We start from the raw sequence: 25,140 nt of genomic DNA on the forward strand, positions 1-25,140 counted from the left end.
TCGTCGTCTTTTCCCCAGGTGGGGTGTGGACAATGATGTCTGGCCTGTGGATAACTCAGCGGAAAGCCCTGGGTAGAGCCTCGTTCACCGGAAGGTCACCGGAAAGAGGCCGTCACTTCCACTGTGTGGAGACGCCGAACCCCGCCGCGATGAAGCCGAAGCCGACCACGATGTTCCAGTTGTCGAGCTTGTCGATCGGCAGCGTTCCGTCGGTCACGTAGAACACGACGATCCAGGCCAGCCCGATGAGGAACATGGCCAGCATCACGGGCGCGACCCAGGCGCGGTTGTCCAGCTTGATAGCGGCCGCCTGCTTGGCGGGCGGCGGCGTGTAATCGGCCTTCTTGCGGATACGTGACTTCGGCACGAGGGTCTCTCCTGTCGATGCGCTGCGTGGCCGCGCAGGTAACTGGGTCGGTCCGGGGCAGCGTACAAGGGGACCCTTAGCGCTCCCCCGGGCGTCCGTTAGCGTAGTGCTTCCGCGGCGCTGAAGGAGATAAGGGTACGTTGAGCAATTCTGCCGACTCTCCCGGGACGGGATCAACGGGACCCGGCCCTGCCCGCGCGCGTCGCCTCAGGCCGGTGCGGATCCTCACTGCGGCCGTGTTCGCCCTGGCCGGGCTCATCTTCTTCACCAGCTTCAACACGGCCAAGGGCACCGACATCCGTACGGACTCCTCCCTGCTGAAGCTCTCCGACCTGATCCAGGAACGCAGCCGCAAGAACAAGGGCCTGGACGAGTCCAACGCGACGCTGCGTGACAGCGTGGAGTCGCTGGCCGAGGGCGACGACGGCAGCACCAGCGCCGAGGACAAGCGGCTCTCCGCCCTGGAGAAGGACGCCGGCACCCAGAAGCTGACCGGCAAGGCGGTCACGGTCACACTCAATGACGCCCCGCCCAACGCCACCGCCAAACTCCCCGGCTACCCGGAACCGCAGCCCGACTATCTGGTCATCCACCAGCAGGACCTCCAGGCGGTCGTCAATGCCCTGTGGAAGGGCGGCGCCCGCGGCATCAAGGTCATGGACCAGCGGCTGATCTCCACCAGCGCGGTGCGTTGCGTGGGCAACACGCTGATCCTCCAGGGCCGCGTGTACTCACCGCCGTACAAGATCACGGCGGTCGGCGACCCGGACGACATGCAGAAGGCCCTCGCGGCGAGTCCGGCGATCCAGAACTACATGGTCTACGTCAACGTGTACGGCCTCGGCTGGAAAGTCACCGAGGACGGAACGGTGACTCTGCCCGGCTACTCGGGCACAGTGGATCTGCACTACGCGAAGCCCGTGGAGTAGTCGGAGCGCGTCCCCAGGAGCCGCCGGTGCGCGTGATCATCAGGACCGTCAGCGAGCTCTGTGTCACCATCGGCGCCCTCATCGTGCTGTTCGTGGTCTACGTGCTGTTCTGGACCGGCGTGAAGGCCGACAGCGTCATGCACGACCAGATCGTCCGCCTCCAGCAGGAATGGGCCAAGGAGCCGTTACGGCAGCCCGCGGCGGCGTCCGGCGCCTCCGCGAGGCCCGCGAGGACTGCGTCGTACCACTACGGCAGCCCCTTCGCGATCATGTACATCCCGCGGCTCGGTTTCACGTGGAACAAGCCCCTGCTGGAGGGCACCGGTGCGGACGTCCTGAAGAAGGGGCTGGCCCACTACACGCGCACCGCCCGGCTCGGGCAGGAGGGCAACTTCGCCGTCGCCGGTCACCGGCGCACCTACGGAGACCCGTTCAAGGACTTCCCGAAGCTGCGGCCCGGGGACGCGGTGGTGCTGACGGACGGCACCACCTGGTTCACGTATCGGATCGACAAAGGGCCCTACAAAACGGTTCCGACCGACGTTGAAGTGATCGACCCTGTCCCACGTAAGTCGGGGTATACGCGTCCAGGCCGCTATCTCACACTCACCACGTGCGATCCGGAATGGGGGCACAGCCACCGGCTGATCGTCTGGGCACACCTGGACTCCACCCAGCCTGTGGAGGCAGGCAAACCCAAGGCCCTGCGCCGTTAGTCTGGTGCTGTACGGCGTGGGTCAGGTGCCGTGGTGCGACGGAAGGGACGGCATGTACGGCTGGATCTGGCGGCATCTGCCGGGCAACGCGTGGGCGAGGGCGCTGATCTCACTCGTGCTGGTACTGGCCGTGATCTACGTCCTGTTCCAGTACGTCTTTCCGTGGGCCGAACCGCTGCTGCCCTTCAACGATGTGACGGTGGACAACCAGTGAGTGCGCGCATTCTCGTCGTCGACAACTACGACAGCTTCGTCTTCAACCTCGTCCAGTACCTCTACCAGCTGGGCGCCGAGTGCGAGGTGCTGCGCAACGACGAGGTGTCGACGGCGCACGCCCAGGACGGCTTCGACGGCGTACTGCTGTCACCCGGTCCCGGCGCCCCCGAGCGGGCCGGGGTCTGCATCGAGATGGTGCGCCACTGTGCCGCCACCGGGGTCCCGGTCTTCGGTGTCTGCCTGGGCATGCAGTCGATGCAGGTGGCGTACGGCGGTGTGGTGGACCGGGCGCCGGAACTGCTGCACGGCAAGACCTCGCTGGTCGAGCACGAGGGCAAGGGCGTCTTCGCGGGCCTTCCGTCGCCCTTCACGGCCACCCGCTACCACTCCCTGGCCGCCGAGCCGGCCACGGTTCCGGCGGAGCTGGAGGTCACGGCCCGCACCCACGACGGCATCGTCATGGGACTGCGGCACCGCGAACTCCCCGTCGAGGGGGTGCAGTTCCACCCCGAGTCGGTGCTGACGGAGCACGGGCACCGGATGCTGGCGAACTGGCTCGTGGAGTGCGGCGACGAGGGCGCGGTGGCGAAGTCTGCGGGGCTCGCCCCGGTGGTGGGCAGGGCCACGGCGTGACCCGGCTGCGCCCGGAGCGCGACACGGATGCCTCGTACGGGGATCACTCGTACGGGGCTTCCGACGCGTTCGGGGGCGGCTACGAGTACGGGCCCGGGTTCGGGGAGGGGCGCGCGGCGTACGAGGCGTACGGCGACGACGAGACGGTGGCGCTGAGACTGCCGCAGCAGGTCCCGCCGCCCGGGAGCGGGCCTGTGTCCGCCTCTGGGGCGTCTTCGGCCCCGTCTGTCACTGGATCCCCGGCGGGGGGCCGTGCGGCCCGCAGAAAGGCAGCCAAGCGGCGTGGTGGCCGTCATGGTGGTTCCGCCCGCGCGGCTCCCGCGAGGACGGACGGCGGGACCGGGGCCGGGAAGGCACCGCTGTCCCGGGTGGAGGCCCGGCGTCAGGCCCGTGCCCGCAGGCCGGGCCCGGCCGTGATGGTGAGCCGGGCCATCGGCGAGGTGTTCATCACCACGGGTGTGCTGATGCTGCTGTTCGTGACCTATCAGCTGTGGTGGACGAACGTCCGGGCGCACGCCCAGGCCGGCCGGGAGGCCAACGCGCTGCAGAACGACTGGGCGAGCGGTAAGCGGGCCCCGGGGACGTTCGAGCCCGGTCAGGGGTTCGCCATCCTGCACATCCCCCGGCTGGACGTGGTGGCCCCGGTCGCCGAGGGCGTCAGCAACAAGAACGTGCTCGACAAGGGCATGGTCGGCCACTACGGCGAGGGTGCGCTGAAGACCGCGATGCCGTCCGCGAAGAGCGGCAACTTCGGGCTCGCGGCGCACCGCAACACCCACGGCGAGCCGTTCCGGTACATCAACCGCCTCGAGCCGGGCGACGCGATCGTGGTGGAGACCCAGGACACCTATTACGTCTACAAGACGACGTCGACGCTGCCGGTGACGGCGCCGAGCAACACGAGCGTGCTGGACCCGGTCCCGAGGGGCTCGGGCTTCACCGCGCCGGGCCGGTACATCACGCTGACCACGTGCACGCCGGAGTTCACCAGCAAATACCGGCTGATCGTCTGGGGCAAGATGGTCGAGGAACGGCCGCGCAGCAAGGGCAAGCCGGATGCGCTCGTCGAGTAAGGACAGATCAACAGTGGCAGCGACCGCCGACCACACCGAAGAGCAGACGGGCGTGCCGGGCACACGGCGCCGCGGCGCGGGACGGATCGCCGCGGCGGTCAGTGTCTTCGGTGAACTGCTCATAACGGCGGGTCTGGTGCTCGGCCTGTTCGTCGTCTACTCCCTGTGGTGGACGAACGTGATAGCCGATCGGCACGCGCACCGGCAGGGCGAGAAGGTGCGCGACGGCTGGGCCCACGCGAGTGGGCCCAAGGCGCTGGACACCAAGGACGGCATCGGGTTCCTGCACGTGCCCTCGATGCGCAACGGTGAGGTCCTGGTCGAGAAGGGCACGTCGGCGAAGGTCCTGAACGACGGCGTGGCCGGCTACTACACGGATCCCGTCAAGGCCACGCTGCCGATGTCCGGCACGACCGGCAACTTCGCCCTCGCCGCCCATCGCGACGGGCACGGCGCGAAGTTCCACAACATCGACAAGGTGCGTGCGGGCGACCCGGTCGTCTTCGAGACCAACGACAAGTGGTACGTCTACAAGGTGTACGCCGTCCTCGGCGAGACCTCGAAGTACAACGTCAAGGTCCTCACCGCGGTCCCGAAGGAGTCCGGCCGGACGAAGCCGGGCCACTACATCACGCTGACGACCTGCACCCCGGTGTACACGAGCCGCTACCGGTATGTGGTGTGGGGCGAGCTGGTCCGGGTGGAGAAGGTGGACGGCGAGCGGACGCCGCCGAAGGAACTGCGCGGCTGAGCCGCGTCTCCCGCGCGGCACCGGAAGTCGCCTCCCGCGCGGCACGGGACGCGGGCCACGCCCACGCAGAAGCCCCGGCACCCTCCGCGAGGGTGCCGGGGCTTCCTTGTGTCACGGGCGGTCAGCCGCCGAGGCCTCCGAAGCCTCCGCCGTTGCCGCCATTGCCACCGTTGCCTCCGCCGTTGCCGCCCACCCCGAAGGTCGTCAGGGTGATGGTCGTGCCGGCCGGGTCGTTGACCGTGCTGCCGGCGCCGGGATCCTGCTGGAGGACCATCGCGTTGTCGTCCTGGGGGCCGGAGAACTGGATGTTGGTGAAGCCCCGCTGCTGGAGGATCTGCTTGGCGTTGCCCACGGTCTGGTTGACGACGTTCGGCACCTGCTGCTGTTGCTGCTGGGCCTTGCCGACCTGGATCTGCACCGTGGAGTTCTTGCTCAGCTTGGTGCCCGCCTGCGGGTTGGTGGAGATGACCTTGCCGGCCTGGTTGGGGTCGCTGGTGTCCACCTCGACGCAGTTGCCGGTCAGGTTGTTGTCCGTCATCTGGGCCTTGGCCGCGTCACAGGACTGGCCGAGCACGTCCGGGACGGTCGACTTGTCCTCCGCCTTGGCGACGGTGAGCGTGATCGTGGTGCCCTTCTGGACCTCGGTGCCCAGATCCGGGTTCTGCGACAGGACGGTGCCAGGCTGCTCCGCCGAGACCTTTTCCTTCTTCTCGACCTTGAACTGGTACTTGTCGCCCTCCAGCGTGTCCTTGGCGTCGGAGAAGCTCTGGCCGAGGACACTCGGCACCGCGACCTTGGGCGCCCCGGTGGAGACCACCAGGTTGATCGTGTCGCCCTTGTTCACGTTCACGCCCGCCTTCGGGTCCTGCGAGCAGACGCTGCCCTTCGGCACGCTCTCGCAGGTGTTCCGGGTGGGTTCCGCCAGTTTGAGGCCGGAGTTGTCGGCCATCGTCTTGGCGTCCGTGTAAGTGGAGCCGACGAAGTTCGGGGCGGCGAACGGTTTGTCCGCCCCGCTTCCGCTGACCGCCCACTTGCCGATCAGGATCGCGCCGATGAGGACGAGGACGCCCGCCACGATCAGCAGGATCGTGGAGGTGTTCTTCTTCTTCTGCTGGCGCCTGCGGTCGGGGCGATCGTCGTAGCCGTAGCCGCCGTCATCCGGGTTCATCGGCGGCAGCATCGTCGTGGCGCCGGCGTCCGCGCGCAGCGCCGTCGTCGGCTGGTCGTCGGGATAGCCGCCGTAGCCGACCGAGCCCATGGCCGCCGTCGCCGCGACCGGCTGGCCGTCGAGGCAGGCCTCGATGTCGGCGCGCATCTCGTCGGCGGACTGGTAGCGGTAGTTCGGGTCCTTGACCAGCGCCCTGAGGACGATCGCGTCCATCTCCGGGGTGATCTCGGGGTCGAAGACGCTCGGCGGCTGCGGCTCCTCGCGGACGTGCTGGTAGGCCACGGCCACCGGGGAGTCGCCGACGAAGGGAGGCCGTACCGTCAGCAGCTCGTAGAGCAGACAACCCGTCGAGTACAGGTCCGAGCGGGCGTCGACCTGCTCGCCCTTGGCCTGCTCGGGCGACAGGTACTGGGCGGTGCCGATGACCGCGGCGGTCTGCGTCATGGTCATGCCGGAGTCGCCCATGGCGCGGGCGATACCGAAGTCCATGACCTTGACCTGGCCGTTGCGGGTCAGCATGACGTTGGCCGGCTTGATGTCGCGGTGGACGATGCCGTTGCGGTGGGCGTACTCCAGGCCCTGGAGGATGCCGATGGTCATCTCCATGGCCCGCTCCGGCAGCAGCTTGCGGCCGCTGTGGAGGAGTTCACGCAGCGTGGAGCCGTCGACGTACTCCATCACGATGTACGGGATCGAGACCCCGTCGATGTAGTCCTCGCCCGTGTCGTAGACCGCGACGATCGCGGGATGGTTGAGTGAGGCGGCCGACTGGGCCTCCCGGCGGAACCGGGCCTGGAAGGACGGGTCGCGCGCGAGGTCCGCGCGCAGCGTCTTCACCGCCACGGTGCGGCCGAGGCGGGTGTCATGCGCGAGGTACACCTCGGCCATGCCACCACGGCCGAGCACATGGCCCAGCTCGTACCGGCCGCCGAGGCGACGCGGCTCTTCCATGTTCCCTACCAGCCCTCTCCGTCGGTCCCGACCGGCACGTGTGTGCGGTCGGAGGCTCTCGTCCGGGCCTACCGTACCCGGCTCGTGCTGTGTGACCTGGCCAAGCCCGTCACCCGATACAGGACCGGTATCGCAACGTGCACCGATGCGCGGGGGACGTGGGCGGGATCACTTCTTGGAGTGGATGACCGCCTCCATGACGTTCTTCGCGATGGGCGCCGCGAGGCCACCGCCGGAGATGTCGTCGCGGTGGGCGTTGTCGTCCTCGACCACGACCGCCACCGCGACCGGCATGCTGCCGTCGCCGAGCTTGGCGTAGGAGATGAACCAGGCGTACGGGTTCTTGCTGTTCCCCACGCCGTGCTGGGCCGTACCGGTCTTGCCGCCCACGGTGACACCGCCGCCGATCTGCGCGTTCTTACCGGTGCCGTCCTTGACGACCGTCTCCATCATCGACTGGAGGATCTGCGCGTTCTTCGCCGACAGCGGCCGGCTCATCTCCTCCGGCTGGGTGGTCGAGATGGTGTCCAGGCCCGACGACTCCAGCTTGTCGACCATGTACGGCTTCATCAGCGTGCCGTTGTTGGCGACGGCCGAGGCGACCATGGCCATCTGCAGCGGGGTGGCGGCGGTGTTGAACTGGCCGATCGAGGACAGCGCGGTCTGCGACTGGTTCATGCCGTCGGAGAACACCGAGGAGCTGGACCGGATCGGCACGAACTGCTCGGCGTCGAAGCCGAACTTCTTCGCCTGGGCCAGCATCTTGTCGTTGCCCAGGTCCGAGCCGATCTTGCCGAAGACCGAGTTGCAGGACACCCGCAGCGCGTCACGCATGGTCGCGTCCTTGCAGGGGATGTTTCCCTCGTTCTTCAGGGGCGTGTGGGTGCCCGGCATGATCCACGGCAGCGGCGAGTCGGTCTTCGCGTCCGGGTCGGTGTACTTGCCGTTCTCCAGCGCGGCCGCCGCGGTGACCACCTTGAAGGTGGAGCCCGGCGGGTAGGTCTCGCGCAGCGCCCGGTTCAGCATCGGGTCGTTGGGGTTGTTCTTCTTCTGGAGCTTCGTCCAGGCCGCGGAGTCGCTGAACCGGTCACCGGCGAAGGACGCGGGGTCGTACGACGGGTAGGACGCCAGCGCCAGGATCTTGCCGGTGGACGGCTCCAGGGCCACCACGGCGCCCTTGCCGCCCTGCTTGGACAGGCCGTCGAACGCGGCCTTCTGCGCGGCCGCGTTCAGCGTGGTGACCACGTTGCCGCCCTGCTGGGGCTTGCCGGTGATCATGTCGAGGGTCTTGCGGAAGAAGAGTCGGTCGTCATTGCCGGTGAGGATGCCGTCCTCGATCTTCTCCAGGAAGTTGCCGTCGAAGGCCTGCGAGGAGTAGCCGGTCACGGGGGCCCACATGGGGCCGTTCTTGTAGGTGCGCTTGTACTTGAAGTCGCCGCTCTTGGCCTCGGCCGAGCCGGTTATGGGGGTGCCGTCGACGATGATGTCGCCGCGCGGGTACGCGTACCGCTCGATGGCGACCCGGCGGTTGTGCGGGTCGGTGCGCAGGGCGTCGGCCTTCGCGTACTGGAGCCAGTTGTCGCGGATCAGCAGGGCCAGCACGAGGAGCCCGCAGAAGATCGCGATGCGGCGCAGTGGCTTGTTCACGTCCGGCCTTTCCACAAGCTGACAGGAGGTGCGCCTGTCGCTTCGGTCTCTCGGTGTAACGGGTGCTGGCACTCGTCCTCGGCCGCCCCCAGTCTAGAGGCTGTGCCTGTGACTCCTGGTGGGGCTGTGGACAACGACTGATCCATAGACGTGCGCCAGGTGCGGGAGGTTCCGCGGCGCACGGACCGTGCTGTTCAGCCGAGGTCGGGCCCCGAGGCTCCGGGCCGGACGATCTGGGTCATCTCGGCGTCGGGGCTCGCGGCGGGGGCGGGCGCGGGGCGGCGGGCGGTGTCGCTGATGCGGATCAGGATGCCGATGAGCGCCCAGTTCGCGATCACGGAGGAACCGCCGTAGGCGAGGAACGGCATCGTCATACCGGTCAGCGGGATGAGCCCCATCACACCGCCGGCCACCACGAACACCTGGAGCGCGAAGGCACCGGACAGGCCGATGGCGAGCAGCTTGCCGAACGGGTCCCGGGCGGCGAGGGCGGTGCGCACACCGCGCTCCACGATCAGGCCGTAGATCAGCAGGAGCGCCATGACGCCGGCCAGACCCAGCTCCTCGCCGAAGGTGGCGAGGATGAAGTCGGAGTTGGCGGCGAACCGGATCAGCTCGGAGTGGCCCTGGCCCCAGCCGGTGCCCAGGGTGCCGCCGGAGCCGAACGACCACAGCGCCTGCTGGAGCTGGTCGGAGTGGATGCCGGTGACACCGGGGGTGCGGCTCAGCGTGTACTCACGCATCGGGTCGAGCCAGGCCTGGACACGGGTCTTGATGTGCGGTTCGAAGCTCGCCACGCCGACCGCGCCGGCCGCGGACATCAGCAGGCCGAAGACGATCCAGCTGGTCCGCTCGGTCGCCACGTACAGCATGATCACGAACATGCCGAAGAACAGCAGCGAGGTACCGAGGTCGGTCTCGAAGACGAGGATCAGGATCGAGATGCCCCAGACGACCAGGATCGGGCCCAGGTCGCGGCCGCGCGGCAGGTAGAGACCCATGAACCGGCGGCTGGCCAGGGCCAGCGCGTCACGCTTGACCATCAGGTAGCCGGCGAAGAACACCGCGAGGACGATCTTCGCGAACTCTCCGGGCTGGATGGTGAAGCTGCCGACCTGGATCCAGATCTTGGCGCCGTAGACGTCGGCGCCGAGGCCCGGGACCAGCGGCAGCAGCAGCAGGAACACCGCGGCCACCATGGAGATGTACGTGTACCGCTGAAGGGTGCGATGGTCCTTCAGGAAGGCCAGCACGGCGACGAACAGGGCGATGCCCATCGCGGTGTAGATCAGCTGATTGGTGGCCTTGCCGCCGGACACGTGGATGCTCTGAAGCAACTTCGACTGGTCGAGCCGCCAGATGGCGACCAGACCGAGTCCGTTGAGCAGGGTGGCCAGCGGCAGCAGCAGCGGGTCCGCGTACGGGGCGAACTTGCGTACGACGAGATGCGCGATCCCGGCCAGCAGGCCGAGGCCCAGGCCGTAGCTCAGCAGACCGGCGGGCACCTGGTCGTCGAGGGCCAGGCCCGCGTTGACGTACGCGAACACCGGGATGGCCACGGCGAACACCAGCAGCGCGAGCTCGGTGTTGCGCCGGCTCGGTGCGCCGATGGCGCCGATCGTGGACGTGTGGTGCGTCGACGTGTTGGAAGTACTGCTCATCGTGTGATGGGGCCTCTCACGCCTTGCCTACTGCTTACCGCACAGCGAGACGACCTTCTGCTCATCCTCCGAGAGAGTGGGCCCGGGGCTGGGAGTCGCGCTGGTGGACGGGTTCGGGGACGACGGTGACGTCTGCGGTGAGCTCGAGGCCGACGGGTTGGGCGGCGGCGAGGCCTTGGACTTGAGGGAGGCGGCGGTGGTTCCCGCGCCGTCCTTCTTCGGGTCCTTGGCCCGGCTCTTCCTGGCGTTGTTCTCGGCGGCCGCCCGCTCCGTCTGCTTGCGGCACGCGGAGGCCTGCACGGACAGCTCCTGGACCTTCGCCTCGGCCTTCGCCAGGTCGTCCTGCGGAATCGTGTTCTTGACCTGCTTCTGCTGGTACGAAGGCAGGTACTTGAGTTCGATCTCGGGATGGTCCTTCTGGACCTTCGACAACGACACCCAGGCCAGGTTCTGGTTGATGCCCCGGTACAGCGCGACGTGCTCGTCCTTCACCCCGACGTAGTACTGCGTCTGGGTCCAGCGGTAGCCGCCGTAGAGACCGCCGGCGACGACCGCGAGGGCGAGAGCGCCGAAGAGGGATCTCTTCAGCCACCTGCGGCCGCTCCGCGGCTTGGTGAAGTCCTCGTCGGTGTAGTCGCCGAAGCTGTCCCCCGGGACGTACCCGGTGGTGTCGCCCGAGCCGGGCGGGCCGAACTCCCCGCCGCCGCCCTGACCGCGTCCCTGCCGACCCAGATGGGAGGCACGGCCGGCCGGGGTCTGCATGATGCCGTTGTCGTGCAGATGGTGCTGGTTCTCGGCGACCGCGCCGACCACCACGGGCGTGTCGGACAGCTGCCCGGCCAGGGTGTCACCGGTGTCCAGGTCGAGGACATCGGCGATGATCACAGTGATGTTGTCGGGGCCGCCGCCGCGCAGCGCGAGCTGGATCAGCTCCTGCACGGTCTCCTGCGGGCCCTGGTAGCTGGCGAGGGTCTCCTCCATCGTCTGGTGGGAGACCACCCCGGACAGCCCGTCCGAGCAGATCAGATAGCGGTCGCCGACCCGCACCTCACGGATGGACAGATCGGGCTCGACATGGTCGCCGCTGCCCAGCGCGCGCATCAGGAGGGACCGCTGAGGGTGCGTGGTCGCCTCCTCCTCGGTGATCCGGCCCTCGTCGACGAGACGCTGCACCCAGGTGTGGTCCTGGGTGATCTGGGTCAGCACACCGTCACGCAGCAGATACGCGCGCGAGTCACCGACATGCACGAGGCCGAGCCGCTGTCCGGTCCACAGCAGGGCGGTCAGGGTCGTGCCCATGCCCTCCAGCTGCGGGTCCTCGTCGACCATGGCGCGCAGCTGGTCGTTGGCGCGCTGCACGGCGACACCGAGGGAGGTGAGGATGTCGGAGCCGGGCACGTCGTCGTCGAGTGTGACCAGGGTGGAGATCACCTCGGAGGAGGCGACCTCGCCCGCCGCCTGGCCGCCCATGCCGTCGGCGATGGCGAGCAGACGCGGACCGGCGTAACCGGAGTCCTCGTTGCCCTCCCGGATCATGCCCTTGTGCGATCCGGCGGCGAAGCGCAGTGACAGACTCATGCGCACCTCGCCTGTCGGCTCCGGGTACAGCCGGTCGTGTCGAGCCACACTGCCCACCCTCCGGTCGGGAGCGCGCCGGGGGCCGGTTTGCGGTCCGCCGCTGCGTGCTCGCTCCGCTCGCTCATTGTCGTACTACTTCCGCAGCTCGATGACGGTCTTGCCGATGCGGATCGGCGCGCCCAGCGGGATCGGCGTGGGAGTCGTCAGCCGGGACCGGTCCAGATACGTGCCATTGGTGGAACCGAGATCCTCGACGATCCACTGGCCGTCGCGGTCTGGGTAGATCCTGGCATGACGGCTGGAGGCGTAGTCGTCGTCCAGCACGATCGTGGAGTCGTGGGCGCGGCCCAGGGTGATGGTCTGGCCCTGGAGCGCGACGGTGGTGCCGGTGAGGCTGCCCTCGCTGACGACCAGCTTGGTGGGGGCGTTGCGGCGCTGACGGCCGCCGGACGACTGACGCTCACGCTGCTGCGGGGGCGCCTGCTGCTGCCGTGCGGCCTGCTGCGGCCGTGCCGCTTCCCTGCGCGCGCCGCGCTGGGTGACACGCGTACCGAACAGGTCGCTGCGGATGACCTGCACGGCCACGATCACGAACAGCCACAGTACGGCCAGGAAACCCAGCCGCATGACCGTGAGGGTCAGCTCTGACATTGCCCCCGCTTCACCCTTCGGCTTGCCGGTAAATGATGGTGGTGCTGCCCACGACGATCCGCGAGCCGTCGCGGAGCGTAGCGCGGGTGGTGTGCTGCCCGTCCACCACGATGCCGTTGGTGGAGCCGAGATCCTGGATCGTCGAGGGCGTTCCGGTCCGGATCTCGCAGTGCCGGCGGGAGACGCCGGGGTCGTCGATCCGCACGTCGGCCTCGGTGCTGCGGCCCATCACGAGCGTCGGGCGGGAGATCTGGTGGCGGGTGCCGTTGATCTCGATCCAGTAGCGGGCACGGCCGCCGCCTGCCGGGCCGGCCTGCGGCCGCTGTGAGGCGGGCTGCGGGTAACCGTAACCGCCGGGCCGGCCGGCGGGCGGCGCGGGCGGCATGGGAGGCGCTCCGGCGGGCGGTGCGGACTGCGGATAGCCGTAGCCCCCGGGGGAGCCCTGGGCGGGCCGCGACGGCGCGGCGGACGGCGCGGCCGCAGACGGCGCCTGCTGACTGCTGGAGGAGGCGAGGGTCCGGCTGCGCACCCGGTACAGACCGGTGTCCAGGTCGTCGGCCTTCTCCAGGTTGACCTTGATCGGGCCCATGAAGGTGTAGCGCTGCTGCTTGGCGTAGTCCCGGACCATCCCGGCGAGCTCGTCGCCGAGCTGTCCGGAGTAGGGGCTGAGGCGCTCGAAGTCCGGGGCGCTCAGTTCCACGATGAAGTCGTTGGGCACGACGGTGCGGTCACGGTTCCAGATGGTCGCGTTGTTGTCGCACTCCCGCTGGAGCGCTCCGGCGATCTCGACGGGCTGGACCTCGGACTTGAACACCTTGGCGAAGGTGCCGTTGACCAGACCTTCGAGACGCTGCTCGAACTTCTTCAGGACTCCCATGGGGCACCTCCTCCGTCGCTGCTGCTTCTGCTGCCTTGCCTGTCTTGGCCGTGCTGCCTGTCTTGCCGATGTCGCGTCTTGCCGTTGTCGTGCCGCGTCGCCCGGTACTGCTTACTGATCGTATCCACGCACCCGGCAATCAGCCGGTTCCCCGAGCGGCTCCCCTTCGAACTCCTCTGTCAAGGATCGTAGAGGCGCGACATCACCAGTGTCCCGCACCTGACCGTGGACCCGTCCCGCCTCCTGGGGAGATGTCCGTGACCGGTACGAGGTTGATACGCGAACCTGTGTTTCCCAATACCCGAAGGGTGGCGATCCTCACCCGGAGGGATGCGGGATCCCCTTGGCCGGGGCTTGCCCCGTGGCCGTCCCGTGGCTTGTCCGGGGCAGAACAAAGGGATGTGAAGGCACCCTCCCTGACGTGCTAGTGTTCTGGATGTCGGAAGGGGCCGACCCGAGAGGGGCGAAGCCGGAAGACACACCCAATGCGCGGGTGGCGGAATAGGCAGACGCGCTGGATTCAGGTTCCAGTGCCCGCAAGGGCGTGGGGGTTCAACTCCCCCCTCGCGCACGTGAGAACGGGCGGCATCACCATCGTGATGCCGCCCGTTCCGTTGTGCGCTCTGTTGTGCTTTCCGGTGGCGCGGGTGGGTATGCCGGTGGATATGCCGGTGGTGCGGGCGGCGTTGGGGCGTGTGGGCAAGGGCACATGTGACTCCGCGTCCGGCGCCCCCACGTCCGTGAGTCATCTCACGGGGCCTCGTCACTCGACGGCCCACATTTTCCACACCCCGATCGTTGTCCACAGGGCCTGACGCGTTTCGGACACCGGCGGTACGGTCTGCACGAGTTGCTGTTCCAGCGAGTGTGTGTGCGGACACGGGGGAGGCGTCGTGGTGACCGAGGCAGGGGTGGGGCGCAAGCTGCCCATGGTCGGGGGGTTCGCCCAGTGGCCGGTGCAGGGCTCTCCGAAGAAGGAGGGCAAGGCGCTGCGGACCGCCGTCCCGCGCGCGGCGCACAGCGCCCTCGACGTCGACGGCTCCCGCCCGGACGCGGCGACCGCGGTCGAGGAGTCCAACCGGGGCCGGATACCCGAGCTCACACCGATACGGGTGGGCAGGATGGCCGCGACCCCGTTCGCCTTCCTGCGCGGCTCGGCCGGCCTCATGGCGTACGACCTGGCGCGCACCCCCATGACCGGGATCGCCGCCCAGATATGCGGCGACGCGCACGCGGCCAACTTCGGCCTGTACGGCGACGCCCGCGGCGGCCTGGTCATCGACCTGAACGACTTCGACGAGACCGTGCACGGCCCCTGGGAGTGGGACCTCAAGCGACTCACCGCCTCCCTGGTGCTGGCCGGCCGGGAGGCGGGCGCCGACGAGGACATGTGCCGCAAGGCGGCGCACGACGCGGTGGGCGCGTACCGGCGCACCATGCGGCTGCTGGCCAAGCTGCCGGTCCTGGACGCCTGGAACGCCATCGCGGACGAGGAACTCGTCTCCCACACCGACGCCCACGACCTGCTCGGCACACTGGAGCGGGTCTCGGAGAAGGCCCGGGCCAACACCAGCGGACGGTTCGCGGCGAAGTCGACGGAGGCCGCCGAGGACGGCGGGCGCCGGTTCGTCGACGCCCCGCCCGTGCTGCGCCGGGTCGCGGACGGGGAGGCGACGGCGGTGGCGGCGTCCCTGGAGTCCTACGTCTCGACCCTGTCGGAGGACCGGCTGCCGCTGCTGGCCCGGCACGCGGTGCACGACGTGGCGTTCCGCGTGGTCGGCACGGGCAGCGTGGGCACACGCTCGTATGTCGTTCTGCTCCTGGACCATCGAGGTGAGCCGCTCGTCCTCCAGGTCAAGGAGGCCCGCCCCTCGGCGCTGGTCCCGCATCTGGCGACGGCCGGATTCGACGCGGCACCGGTCGGCCACGAGGGCCGGCGGGTGGTGCTCGGCCAGAAGCGCATGCAGGTGGTCAGCGACATCCTGCTGGGCTGGACCACGGTCCAGGGCCGCCCCTTCCAGGTCCGGCAGTTCCGCAACCGCAAGGGCAGCGTCGATCCCGCGGCGCTCGCCGCCGACCAGATCGACGACTACGGCCGGATGACCGGCGCCCTGCTGGCCCGCGCCCACTCGCACAGCGCCGACCCGCGTCTGATCGCCGGCTACTGCGGCAAGAACGAGGAACTGGACGAGGCCGTGTCCGAGTTCGCGGTCCGCTACGCCGACCGCACCGAGGCCGACCACGCGAATCTGCTGTCCGCCGTGCGGTCGGGGAGGGTCGCGGCGGAGACGGGTGTGTGACGGGGGTGGGGGAAGGGCGAGGGGGAGGGGAGGGAGGGGGCGGGGGTGGCCCCCTCCCTTGCGGAGGGCGGCGTACTGGTCCGGGTGAGGTGAGTGTGCCGATCCGGGTGACCGTGGGTGGCTGGTTCCGGCCGTGTCCTACGCTGGGCGGGTGACGACCCCGGAAGCTGAGCAGTCCCCGCCGCGGCGGCCCGAAGAGCGGCTGGAGCAGGCCGTGCGGGCCGCCGAGCAGGCGTTGATCGAGTTCGAGATCGCATTGGAGACCTTCCGCGTCGAGGTCGAGAACTTCTCCCGGCTGCATGAACGGAAACTCGGCCCGATGTACGCCCGGCTGGAGGAGCTGGACGCGCGGATCGCCGAGGCCAGGGCCGCCCGCACCGGTGATCCGGAGGACGTCCGGGTCGCGGAGGAGGCGCGGGCCCGGGTCATGCCGATCCCGGAGGTCGAGGAGCTGCTGCACGGCTGGATGGACGGCCACGGTCTGTTCCCGGAGGCCGCGGCGATGCTCACGGAGCAGGCGGTGCGGCCCCCGGAACGGGTGCGGCCGAGCGAGGAGGCTCGCAAGCTCTACCGGGAGCTGGCTCGCAAGGCCCACCCCGACCTGGCGCAGGAGGAGGGCGAGCGGGCCCGGCGCGACGAGTTCATCACCCGGGTCAACGCCGCCTATGCCCGTGGTGACGAGGTGCTGCTGCGTGAGCTCGCCGAGGAGTGGGCGGCGGGCCCGGCGCCCGCGGAGCGGCCTCCGAGCCGCGCCGAGGAGCTCTACGCCCGTCTGGAGTGGCTGAGCCGGCGCAAGGAACTGCTGAACCTGGTCGCCCGGGAGCTGGAGGACAGCGCGATCGCGTCCATGCTCCGGCTGGCCCCCGAGGACCCCGACGCGCTTTTGGAAGAGATCGCCGAGAAGCTCAGCGCGGACCTGGCGCGGCGGGAGGCGGAGCTCGCGGAGCTGCTGGAGACGTAGGTCTGCCCTTTGGACCCGGACGGGTGGATCCGGACGGGCTCCGGGCCGGTGCTGTCCTTCGGGTAGCGTCGGAGGCATGAGTTTCGCAGCGCGTGTGCCCACGGTCGGGGTCATGGACCTCAAGGACGGCGACTTCCTGCTGGACGTCCGTGAGGACGACGAATGGCAGGCGGGGCATGCCGAGGGGGCGCTGCACATTCCCGTCAGCGAGTTCGTCGCCCGTTACGGCGAACTGACCGAGGCGGCTCCGCAGGACGGCCGGGTTCATGTGATCTGCCGGTCCGGCGGCCGCTCGGCCCAGGTCACGATGTACCTGGTGCAGCAGGGTGTCGACGCCGTGAACGTGGACGGCGGTATGCAGGTCTGGCAGGCGGCCGGGCGCCCGGTCGTCAAGGACGACGGAGAGACCGGGCACGTCCTCTAGGACCACCACGGGCTGGGGCCGTCACGGCTGGCGCCGTCACGGCTCGACCGGTGGCCGTCAGCCCAGGGGGTGTGCCGCCAGCAGGTCCCCGAGTGCCTCCTCGTGTGCCGCTGCCGGGCCGAGTGCCAGCTCCAGGTGTTTGGCCCAGGCGTGGTAGCGGTGCAGGGCGTACTCGGTGTCGGCTCCGAATCCGCCGTGCAGATGCTGGGCGGTCTGCACCATCCGCCGTACTCCCTCCGAGGCCCATATCTTGGCCACGGCCACGTCCCCGGCGGCGGGCAGCGCGCCCGGTGCTCCCGAGGAGACGCGCCATGCGGCCTGCCAGAGGGTGGCTTCCATGGCGCGCAGGTCGATGTAGCGGTCGGCGGCCTGGACCGCCACGGCCTGGAAGGTGGCGATGGGGTGCCCGAACTGCTCCCGTTGGCCGGTGTACTCGCTGGTCATCCGCAGCACCTTCTCGCCGAGCCCGAGGGCCAGCGCACAGGTTCCGGTGATCAGTAGCTCCCGCAGCCAGGGCCATGCCCGCTCCGCGTCGATCACATCACCGGCCGTGATCCGCACGGCGTCCAGGTGCAGCTCGGCCAGTCGCTCGCCGCTGGTGGAGATCTGCTCGGCCAGGATGACGCCGCTGTGGCCGCGGGGGACCGGTGCGAGGAGGCTCCGTCCGGCGCCGGTGTGGGCGGGGACCAGGATCAGGTCGGCGTCGTATGCCCAGGGCACGGCCGTCTGTACTCCGTCCAGCACCCAGGCGTCGCCGTCCCGGCGTGCGGTGACGGCGAGTTCGGCCGGGTCGTGGCCGGTACTGCCGCCGGCTGCGACGGTCAGCACCAGTTCGCCGCTTCCGGCGGACGGCAGCAGCCGGGCCGCCAGTTCCTTTCCGCCGTAGGCCTGTATGGCCGCGGCGGCCGCGCTGTGTTCCAGCAGGGGTACCCGTCCGAGCACCTTTCCGGACTCGCGGAGCACCAGGCACAGGGCGATGGCGTCCAGGCCCGCCCCGCCGTACTCCGTGCCGGTCAGCAGGCTCAGCAGGTCGGCGTCGGCGAGCCTGGTCCACAGGGTGCGGTCGAGGCCGTCGGCCACGGCGCCGGTGGTGAGGGCGGGGCTCGGCACCGTGTCCGGTGCCACCCCGGCGAACACCCCCCGGGCCGCCTCGGCCGCCGCCAGCTGTTCCTCGGTGAAGGTGAAGTCCACGGCCTGTCCTCCCTGCGGAACCGATCGTCTGACGGTCCGTCAAGATAGAACAGGTTCTAGAAGAAGGGAACGGTGGGGCACCGGGGTTGTGCCCACCGCGGGTGGGTCAGCGGTCGAAGTCGAGTTCCACCTTCTCCGTCACCGGATGCGACTGGCAGGCCAGCACATATCCCGCGTCCGTCTCCTCGGTCTCCAGCGCGAAGTTGCGGTCCATGCGCACCTCGCCCGAGACCAGGAAGGCCCGGCAGGTTCCGCACACCCCGCCCTTGCAGGCGTAGGGCGCGTCGGGGCGGTTGCGCAGCACCGCGTCCAGGAGGGATTCGCCGTCCTGGACCGGCCAGCTGCCGCCGCGTCCGTCGAGCCTGGCCGTCACGGTGCTGTGGGCGGGGGCCGCGGCGGTCGTCACCGTGGCCTCGCCGGCGTCCACGTGGAAGATCTCCTGGTGGATCCGGGCCCGTGCGACGCCGAGTTCGCCCAGCGCCCGCTCGGCGCCCCGCACCAGTCCGAGCGGCCCGCACAGGAACCATCCGGCCACCGAGCCGACGGGCAGCAGCGCGGGCAGCAGCCCGGTCAGCCGCTCCTGGTCGAGGCGCCCGGACGGCAGGCCGGCCTGCTGCTCCTCCCGGGAGAGCACCGTCACCAGCTGAAACCGCTCGGGGTGGCGGTCCTTCAGGTCGGCGACTTCCTCGAGGAACATCGTGGAGGCGGCCGTGCGGTCGCTTCGGATCAGGCAGAACCGGGCCTCGGGCTCGCGCGCCAGCAGGGTCGAGGCGATCGACAGCACGGGGGTGATGCCGCTGCCGCCGACGATCGCGGCGTACATCCCGGGGGCGGGGTCCAGGGTGAAGCGTCCGGCCGGGACCATCACCTCCAGTTCGTCGCCGGCGTTGATCTCCTTCAGCGCATAGGTCGAGAAGGCTCCGCCGTCGACCAGGCGCACTCCGACCCGGAGGGTGCTCGGTCCCTCGGGGCCGGGGGCCGGGGAGCAGATCGAGTACGTGCGCCGGATCTCCTCGCCGTCCATCAACCGGCGCAGCGTGAGGTGCTGGCCGGGTGCGTGCCGGTACTCCGCGCGGAGCTCCGGGGGGACGGTGAGGGTCAGGGCCACGGAGTCGTCGGTGAGCCGCTCGACCGCGGCCACCGGGAGCGGGTGGAAGCGGGCCATCACAACTCCTTGAAGTGGTCGAACGGTTCACGGCAGCCGAGGCAGCGGCGCAGCGCCTTGCAGGCGGTGGAGGAGAACCGGCTGAGCAGTTCGGTGTCCGAGGATCCGCAGTGCGGGCAGCGGACCGGGTCGGTGTCCGGGGGGTCGGCCAGTGTGCGGGTCGGGCCCAGGGCCAGCGCGACCGGTCCGGTCTCCCGTCGCTCGCGCGGTGGCGCGATGCCGAACTCCCGGAGTTTGCGCCGTCCTTCGGCCGTGAGGTCGTCGGTCGACCAGGCGGGGGTCAGTACGGTGCGGACGGTGATCTCGCGCATGCCGTGCTCGCGCAGTACCCGTTCGATGTCCGTGGACATCGCCTCGACGGCGGGGCAGCCGGTGTAGGTGGGGGTCAGGTCGACCTCCACGGTGTCGGTGCCGCGCAGCCGCACCGCGCGCACCACGCCCAGCTCCTGGAGGGTGAGCACCGGCAGTTCGGGGTCGGGCACCGAGCCGGCCAGTTCCAGGAGTTCCGCCTCCAGGGCGGTCGCGGTCACCATGACGCTCCCGGATGGCTGCGGTGCAGGTGCTGCATCTCGGCGAGCATGCGTCCGAACGGCTCGGTGTGCAGGCCCTGCCGGCCGGCGCCCGCGGCCCAGGCGCCGGTGCGCGGGCCCTCGGGGACCGTGAGGGTGGCCCGGTCGAGGATCGCGACGACGGACTCCAGCCAGGCGGCCTCCATGCCGGCCCAGTCGGCGTCCAGGCCCTCGACCGGCTGGAACATCTCTCCGGTGTACCGCCAGAGTTCCTCACAGGCGCGCTGCATCCGCTCGTGGCTGAGGTCGGTGCCGTCACCGAGTCGCAGTGTCCACTGCTCGGCGTGGTCGCGGTGGTAGGCGACCTCCTTGACGGCCTTGGCGGCGAGCGGTGCGAACGGGCCGTCTCCAGTGGCAAGTTGCGCGTAGAGCAGGTGCTGGTAGGTGGAGAAGTACAGCTGGCGGACGATGGTGTGGGCGAAGTCGCCGTTGGGGCGTTCGACCAGCTGGAGGTTGCGGAAGTCGCGTTCCTCGCGCAGGTAGGCCAGTTCGTCCTCGTCGCCCGCCATGGACAGCAGTACCCGGGCTTGGCCGAGCAGGTCCAGGGCGATGTTGGCGAGGGCGACCTCCTCCTCCAGGACGGGGGCGTGGCCCGCCCACTCCCCCAGGCGGTGGGAGAGCACCAGGGCGTCGTCGCCGAGGGCCAGGGCGGCGGTCCGCCCGGTCGCTGGGGTCGAGGGGGTCTCGGCTGCCGGGATCTCCGGTGCGGGGGTCACAGGTGCTGCACCCCTTCGGGGATCTCGTAGAAGGTCGGGTGCCGGTAGGGCTTGTCGGCGGACGGTTCGAAGAAGGGGTCCTTCTCGTCGGGCGAGGAGGCGGTGATGGCGGCCGCCGGGACGACCCAGATGGAGACGCCCTCGCCGCGCCGGGTGTACAGGTCGCGGGCGTTGCGCAGGGCGAGTTCCGCGTCCGGGGCGTGCAGGCTGCCGGCGTGGGTGTGGGAGAGGCCGCGGCGGGAGCGCACGAAGACCTCCCACAGGGGCCAGTCGGTGTTGGTCATGCCTGCGCTCCTCCTGTCCCCGCGGCGCGGGTGCCGCCGGTGTGCTTGGCCGCGTGGGCCGCGGCCGCCTCGCGTACCCACGCGCCCTCGTCGTGTGCGCGGCGGCGCTGGTTGATCCGTTGGTCGTTGCAGGGGCCGTTGCCCTTGAGGACCTCCCAGAACTCCGTCCAGTCGATCTCGCCGAAGTCGTGTTGCCCGCGCTCCTCGTTCCACCGCAGTTCCGGGTCGGGCAGGGTGAGGCCGAGGGACTCGGCCTGGGGGACGCAGATGTCGACGAAGCGCTGGCGCAGTTCGTCGTTGGAGTGGCGCTTGATCTTCCAGGCCATGGACTGCGCGGAGTGCTGCGACTCGTCGTCGGGCGGGCCGAACATCATCAGGGACGGCCACCACCAGCGGTCGACCGCGTCCTGCGCCATCGCGTGCTGCTCGGGGGTGCCCCGGCTCAGGGCGAGCAGCAGTTCGTACCCCTGGCGCTGGTGGAAGGACTCCTCCTTGCAGACGCGGACCATCGCGCGCGCGTACGGGCCGTAGGAGCAGCGGCACAGGGGCACCTGGTTGGTGATCGCGGCGCCGTCCACCAGCCAGCCGATCGCGCCGACGTCGGCCCAGGTCAGGGTGGGGTAGTTGAAGATGGAGGAGTACTTCTGGCGGCCGCTGTGCAGTTTGTCGAGGAGCTCCTCGCGGCTGGTGCCGAGGGTTTCGGCGGCGCTGTACAGATAAAGGCCGTGGCCCGCCTCGTCCTGGACCTTGGCCATCAGGATGGCTTTGCGGCGCAGCGAGGGCGCGCGGGTGATCCAGTTGGCTTCCGGCTGCATGCCGATGATCTCGGAATGGGCGTGCTGGGCGATCTGCCGGACCAGCGTCGCGCGGTAGGCGTCGGGCATCCAGTCGCGGGGCTCGATGCGCTCGTCCGCGGCCACGGCGGCGTTGAAGGCGTGCTCGTAGGCCGCGGTGTCGGCGGTGTCCTGGACGCCGGACTCCGGTGTGCGAGTCGTGGTGCGCGCGGCTGCTGTGGCCATGCGGTCCCCCTGACCTAGGGCTTTGACGGAGCACGCTCCCGACCGATCGTTCGGTTCGTGCGATTCAATGGTGGGCCGGACGACGTGAGGTGTCAACCGCTGTGGACAACCGCCGCCGCGGCCTGTGGACAACCCACGAAAAGCGGGCGGTGCGGGCCCGAGTGGCGTTGGCCACGTGCCCGCCTGCCGTCCCGGGGCTGTGCCTGGCGGGTGGGGCTGAGTACCGTTCGTGCGAACGCCGGGAAACCAGGAAACCGGGAAACCGGCGTGTCGCGAGCACGCGGCGCCCCGCGGAGGGCGGCCGGAGGACAGAGCGGGATCGGGGAACGGGACGGAATGGACGCGTACGGCAAGGACTCGGAGGCTCCGCACGGGCCGGACGGGTCGGGCGTGGCGCGTCCGCCCGGGGCTGCGCCCGCCGCCAGTGACACCGCCGGTGACACCGCCGGGGACCGGACCGGCGAGAACCGGCCCGAGGCGCACGGCCCGTCCGGTGGGAGCGGACCGTCCGACGGGAGCGGACCGCTCGACGGCTCGTGGCCCGCGCCCGCTGTAGCCGCCGCGCCCGCCGTGGACAGTCCGGCGGGTCCCGTCGGCTCCGCCGACGCGCCGCGCGCCGAGGAAGAGCCCGCCGGGCCCGGTGACACCCCCCGCACGGGTGTCGCCGCGCTTTCCGCGCGCTACCAGGTCGTGGCGGCTCTCGCCCTCGCGGTCGTCGCGGTGACCGCCTGTGCGCATCTCGGGATGGTGTTCCTGCACGTCGCGCCGTCGAACACGGTGACGAAGCAGCACGGCGAGGCCATCGACGAGTGGATATACCCCGAGTTCGAGCAGAACTGGAAGCTGTTCGCCCCCAACCCCCTCCAGCAGAACATAGCGGTCGAGGCGCGGGCGCAGGTACGCATGGCGGACGGCAGCACCCAGACCACCGGCTGGAACGATCTGTCCGCTGCGGACGGCGCGGCGATCGACGGCAATCCGCTGCCCAGCCACACCCAGCAGAACGAACTGCGCAGGGCGTGGGACTACTTCTCCGCCACGCACGACGCCCAGGACCGCGCGGTGGGCATGCGCGGCTCGCTCTCCGAGCAGTACCTGCGCCGGATCGTGGTGATGCGCCTCTACCGTGAGGACGGGACCAGCCGCGAGGGAACCGTGCGGAGCGTGCAGGTCCGCTCGCGCACCACCAGCGTGCCCCCGCCCCGGTGGAGCCGCGAGCGGGTCTCCGACACCCCGTCCTACCGCCAGCTGCCCTGGTGGACGGTCTCGGCCGACGAGGCCGCGAGGGGTGTGCGGTGAACCGTCTCCTCGCTCCGGTGTCCAGCGGCATCGCCCGGGTCACCGGCTCCGCGCTCGGCCCCCACCAGACGGCGGTGATCCGCGTCGGATTCGCCGGGACCTGGCTGCTCTTCCTGTTGCGCGAGTTCCCGCACCGCCAGGAGCTGTACGGCCCCGACGGCCCGTGGAGCTGGGCCCTCGCCCGTCGCCTGACCGGGGACAACGGCGCCTTCACGGCGCTGCTGTGGTTCCGGGGGCAGGCCTGGTTCGAGGCGTGCTACGCGCTCGCCCTGCTGTCCGCCGTCCTGCTGCTGCTGGGCTGGCGCACCCGCACCATGTCCGTCCTGTTCATGGTCGGCGTGCTCTCCCTGCAGAACCGCAGCATCTTCATGGGCGACGGCGGCGACAACGTGCTGCACCTGATGTCCATCTATCTGGTGTTCACCCGCTGCGGTCAGGTGTGGTCCCTGGACGCCCGGCGTGCCGCGCGTGCCGCGGCCGCCCGTGCGCGGGGGGAGCGGCGGACCGACCGGACGGGGCCCGTCCTGTGGGCGGTGCTCGGGGCGGCGCTGGTCTCGGTGACCCTGGCGGGCCGTTTCGGCGGTGAGTTGCTGGTGCCCGTGCTGCTGTGGACGGCTTGGGCGGCCCTGGGCCTGTGGTGGGCGGCCGGACACTACGCGCGCTCGCGCGAGCTCGAGTTCCGGACCCTGCTGGACGTGATCGCCAACATCGTGCACAACGGCGCCCTGTTCGTGATCATGGCTGAGGCGTGCCTGATCTACGCCACGGCCGGCTGGTACAAGGTCCAGGGCTCGCGCTGGCAGGACGGCACCGCCGTCTACTACCCGCTCCAGCTGGACTCCTTCTCGCCCTGGCACTCCCTGGCCGATCTGATGTCCGCCAGCGGGACCGCGGTCATGCTGGCGACCTACGGGACGGTGATCGTGCAGGTCGCCTTCCCGTTCACGGTGTTCAACCGGCGCGTCAAGAACGTCCTGCTGGCCGCGATGATTGCCGAGCACGCGGTGATCGCGGTCGTTCTCGGGCTGCCGTTCTTCTCCCTGGCGATGATCGCCACGGACGCCGTGTTCCTGCCGACCCCGTTCCTGGAGCGGCTCGGCGGCCGGGCGGCTCGCGCGCGCGTGCGGCTGCTTTCGCGCGGGGTCCCCAAGGTGCCCGCGCCCCGCGCCGCGGAGGCGGAGGAGGACGAACGCGCGCGCGTAGGCTTCACGGCATGACCGACCCCGTGACCCGCTGGCGCGAGCGCGCCGGCTCCGCCGTGCTGCTCGACGGCTTCCACGCGCTCAAGCACGCGCTGCGCTTCGGGGCCGAGATCCTGGTGGCGGTCACCACCGACCGGCGGGCGGCACTCGCCCTCGCCGGTGAACTGGCCCCCGACGTACGGGACGCGCTGGACGCGCTGCTGGCCGAGGTGCCGGAGGGGACGTACGCCTCGTTCGTGCCGCGCCCGCATCCCACGGCCGTCGCCGCCCTGGCCGTACGGCCGTCGCGCGAGGCTCAGCTGGGGGTGCTCGCCCGCACCCCCCGCACCGCGCCCGTCGTGCTCCTCGACGACCCGCGCAACCTGGGCAACGCCGGTGCGGTGATCCGGCTGGCCGCCGGGTTCGGGGCGACCGGTGTCGTCACCACCGGCACACTCGACCCCTGGCATCCCACGGTGGTGCGCGGCGGGGCGGGGCTGCACTTCGCGACCGCCGTGGAGCGGGTGACCGCGGCCGAGCTGCCCCCCGGGCCGCTGTTCGCGCTCGACCCGGAGGGGGACGACCTGCGGGGCGTGAAGCTCCCGGACGACGCCGTGCTGGCGTTCGGCTCGGAACGCAGCGGACTCTCCGGCGAACTGCGCGCCCGCGCCGACCATTTGCTGGCGCTGCCGATGCGCCCCCAGGTCTCCAGCTACAACCTCGCGACCAGTGTGGCCATGACGCTGTACCACTGGAGTGCCACCGGGGGCGCCTTCCCCGTCGCGGAGGGCGGCGCCTAGGTGGACAGCGCTC

General features: G+C 70.2%; 25 protein-coding genes and 1 tRNA gene. 13 read left to right on the forward strand and 13 right to left on the reverse strand.

Annotated elements, in window-relative coordinates; translation table 11 throughout:
* Positions 1–112: 112 nt before the first annotated feature.
* On the reverse strand, positions 113–367 hold the full coding sequence (crgA, locus tag ACIPK3_RS10300) for a cell division protein CrgA (RefSeq protein WP_402568087.1): 255 nt from the start codon (positions 365–367) through the stop codon (positions 113–115).
* Positions 368–507: 140 nt separating this feature from the next.
* Between crgA and ACIPK3_RS10305 the strand changes: the two genes are divergently transcribed.
* From ACIPK3_RS10305 to ACIPK3_RS10330, 6 genes are read left to right on the forward strand one after another with little or no spacing between them, the layout of a single operon-like run.
* On the forward strand, positions 508–1,296 hold the full coding sequence (locus ACIPK3_RS10305) for a DUF881 domain-containing protein (RefSeq protein ID WP_402568089.1): 789 nt from the start codon (positions 508–510) through the stop codon (positions 1,294–1,296).
* Positions 1,297–1,322: 26 nt separating this feature from the next.
* Positions 1,323–2,012 carry a class E sortase gene (locus ACIPK3_RS10310; protein WP_402568091.1) on the forward strand — a complete coding sequence of 230 codons (690 nt, stop codon included), beginning with the start codon at positions 1,323–1,325 and terminating at the stop codon, positions 2,010–2,012.
* 4 nt (positions 2,013–2,016) lie between these two features.
* Complete coding sequence (locus ACIPK3_RS10315) at positions 2,017–2,226, forward strand: hypothetical protein (RefSeq protein ID WP_402568691.1); 210 nt, start codon at positions 2,017–2,019, stop codon at positions 2,224–2,226.
* The gene (locus tag ACIPK3_RS10320; protein WP_402568093.1) at positions 2,223–2,861 is read left to right on the forward strand and encodes an aminodeoxychorismate/anthranilate synthase component II; all 639 of its coding nucleotides are present in this window, start codon (positions 2,223–2,225) and stop codon (positions 2,859–2,861) included. Before ACIPK3_RS10315 ends, ACIPK3_RS10320 begins: the two co-directional genes overlap by 4 nt.
* Positions 2,858–3,934 carry a class E sortase gene (locus tag ACIPK3_RS10325; RefSeq protein WP_402568095.1) on the forward strand — a complete coding sequence of 359 codons (1,077 nt, stop codon included), beginning with the start codon at positions 2,858–2,860 and terminating at the stop codon, positions 3,932–3,934. The genes ACIPK3_RS10320 and ACIPK3_RS10325 overlap by 4 nt, the downstream gene beginning before the upstream one ends.
* Before the next feature lie 13 nt (positions 3,935–3,947).
* The gene (locus ACIPK3_RS10330; RefSeq protein WP_402568097.1) at positions 3,948–4,685 is read left to right on the forward strand and encodes a class E sortase; all 738 of its coding nucleotides are present in this window, start codon (positions 3,948–3,950) and stop codon (positions 4,683–4,685) included.
* A 121-nt stretch (positions 4,686–4,806) separates the two neighbouring features.
* On the opposite strand, the gene pknB is transcribed toward ACIPK3_RS10330, so the two are convergent.
* From pknB to ACIPK3_RS10360, 6 genes are all read right to left on the reverse strand, one after another.
* Positions 4,807–6,804, reverse strand: a complete 1,998-nt coding sequence (gene pknB, locus ACIPK3_RS10335; protein ID WP_402568099.1) for a Stk1 family PASTA domain-containing Ser/Thr kinase — start codon at positions 6,802–6,804, stop codon at positions 4,807–4,809.
* A 168-nt stretch (positions 6,805–6,972) separates the two neighbouring features.
* Positions 6,973–8,451 (reverse strand): penicillin-binding transpeptidase domain-containing protein, encoded by a 1,479-nt coding sequence (locus ACIPK3_RS10340; protein ID WP_402568100.1) that lies wholly within the window; start codon positions 8,449–8,451, stop codon positions 6,973–6,975.
* Between the two features lie 194 nt (positions 8,452–8,645).
* Positions 8,646–10,112 carry an FtsW/RodA/SpoVE family cell cycle protein gene (locus ACIPK3_RS10345; RefSeq protein ID WP_402568102.1) on the reverse strand — a complete coding sequence of 489 codons (1,467 nt, stop codon included), beginning with the start codon at positions 10,110–10,112 and terminating at the stop codon, positions 8,646–8,648.
* A gap of 27 nt (positions 10,113–10,139) precedes the next feature.
* Entirely contained in the window at positions 10,140–11,690 is a 1,551-nt protein-coding gene (locus ACIPK3_RS10350) for a Stp1/IreP family PP2C-type Ser/Thr phosphatase (protein ID WP_402568104.1), read from the reverse strand.
* Between the two features lie 132 nt (positions 11,691–11,822).
* On the reverse strand, positions 11,823–12,341 hold the full coding sequence (locus ACIPK3_RS10355; RefSeq protein WP_402568106.1) for an FHA domain-containing protein: 519 nt from the start codon (positions 12,339–12,341) through the stop codon (positions 11,823–11,825).
* A gap of 10 nt (positions 12,342–12,351) precedes the next feature.
* A complete protein-coding gene (locus ACIPK3_RS10360) occupies positions 12,352–13,218 on the reverse strand; it encodes an FhaA domain-containing protein (RefSeq protein WP_402568108.1) in 867 nt (288 codons plus the stop codon).
* Between the two features lie 487 nt (positions 13,219–13,705).
* On the opposite strand from ACIPK3_RS10360, the gene ACIPK3_RS10365 reads away from it, so the two are divergent.
* From ACIPK3_RS10365 to ACIPK3_RS10380, 4 genes are all read left to right on the forward strand, one after another.
* A tRNA-Leu gene (locus ACIPK3_RS10365) sits at positions 13,706–13,789 on the forward strand.
* A 358-nt stretch (positions 13,790–14,147) separates the two neighbouring features.
* Positions 14,148–15,518, forward strand: a complete 1,371-nt coding sequence (locus tag ACIPK3_RS10370; RefSeq protein ID WP_402568651.1) for a DUF2252 domain-containing protein — start codon at positions 14,148–14,150, stop codon at positions 15,516–15,518.
* Between the two features lie 151 nt (positions 15,519–15,669).
* Entirely contained in the window at positions 15,670–16,479 is an 810-nt protein-coding gene (locus ACIPK3_RS10375) for a hypothetical protein (protein WP_402568110.1), read from the forward strand.
* Between the two features lie 94 nt (positions 16,480–16,573).
* A complete protein-coding gene (locus ACIPK3_RS10380; protein ID WP_402568653.1) occupies positions 16,574–16,903 on the forward strand; it encodes a rhodanese-like domain-containing protein in 330 nt (109 codons plus the stop codon).
* Positions 16,904–16,960: 57 nt separating this feature from the next.
* Here the strand turns inward: ACIPK3_RS10380 and ACIPK3_RS10385 are convergent, their stop codons facing one another.
* From ACIPK3_RS10385 to paaA, 6 genes are all read right to left on the reverse strand, one after another.
* Positions 16,961–18,094, reverse strand: coding sequence for an acyl-CoA dehydrogenase family protein (locus tag ACIPK3_RS10385; RefSeq protein WP_402568112.1), 1,134 nt, complete (start codon positions 18,092–18,094; stop codon positions 16,961–16,963).
* Between the two features lie 106 nt (positions 18,095–18,200).
* Positions 18,201–19,259, reverse strand: coding sequence for a 2Fe-2S iron-sulfur cluster-binding protein (locus ACIPK3_RS10390; RefSeq protein WP_402568113.1), 1,059 nt, complete (start codon positions 19,257–19,259; stop codon positions 18,201–18,203).
* Complete coding sequence (paaD, locus tag ACIPK3_RS10395; RefSeq protein ID WP_402568115.1) at positions 19,259–19,792, reverse strand: 1,2-phenylacetyl-CoA epoxidase subunit PaaD; 534 nt, start codon at positions 19,790–19,792, stop codon at positions 19,259–19,261. The genes ACIPK3_RS10390 and paaD overlap by 1 nt, the downstream gene beginning before the upstream one ends.
* Complete coding sequence (gene paaC, locus ACIPK3_RS10400) at positions 19,786–20,544, reverse strand: 1,2-phenylacetyl-CoA epoxidase subunit PaaC (RefSeq protein ID WP_402568117.1); 759 nt, start codon at positions 20,542–20,544, stop codon at positions 19,786–19,788. Before paaC ends, paaD begins: the two co-directional genes overlap by 7 nt.
* Positions 20,541–20,828: a 1,2-phenylacetyl-CoA epoxidase subunit PaaB gene (gene paaB / locus ACIPK3_RS10405; RefSeq protein WP_402568118.1), complete on the reverse strand. Its 288-nt coding sequence runs from the start codon at positions 20,826–20,828 to the stop codon at positions 20,541–20,543. The genes paaC and paaB overlap by 4 nt, the downstream gene beginning before the upstream one ends.
* On the reverse strand, positions 20,825–21,847 hold the full coding sequence (gene paaA, locus ACIPK3_RS10410) for a 1,2-phenylacetyl-CoA epoxidase subunit PaaA (protein WP_402568119.1): 1,023 nt from the start codon (positions 21,845–21,847) through the stop codon (positions 20,825–20,827). The genes paaB and paaA overlap by 4 nt, the downstream gene beginning before the upstream one ends.
* A 336-nt stretch (positions 21,848–22,183) precedes the next feature.
* Here paaA and ACIPK3_RS10415 point away from each other — a divergent pair, with 336 nt between their 5' ends.
* From ACIPK3_RS10415 to ACIPK3_RS10425, 3 genes are read left to right on the forward strand one after another with little or no spacing between them, the layout of a single operon-like run.
* Entirely contained in the window at positions 22,184–23,146 is a 963-nt protein-coding gene (locus ACIPK3_RS10415) for a DUF5819 family protein (RefSeq protein WP_402568655.1), read from the forward strand.
* A complete protein-coding gene (locus tag ACIPK3_RS10420; RefSeq protein ID WP_402568120.1) occupies positions 23,143–24,363 on the forward strand; it encodes an HTTM domain-containing protein in 1,221 nt (406 codons plus the stop codon). Before ACIPK3_RS10415 ends, ACIPK3_RS10420 begins: the two co-directional genes overlap by 4 nt.
* Positions 24,360–25,127, forward strand: coding sequence for a TrmH family RNA methyltransferase (locus ACIPK3_RS10425; protein WP_402568122.1), 768 nt, complete (start codon positions 24,360–24,362; stop codon positions 25,125–25,127). The genes ACIPK3_RS10420 and ACIPK3_RS10425 overlap by 4 nt, the downstream gene beginning before the upstream one ends.
* The last annotated feature ends 13 nt before the right edge of the window (positions 25,128–25,140 follow it).

This window comes from Streptomyces sp. NPDC086787 (assembly GCF_044745865.1).
Lineage (GTDB): Bacteria > Actinomycetota > Actinomycetes > Streptomycetales > Streptomycetaceae > Streptomyces.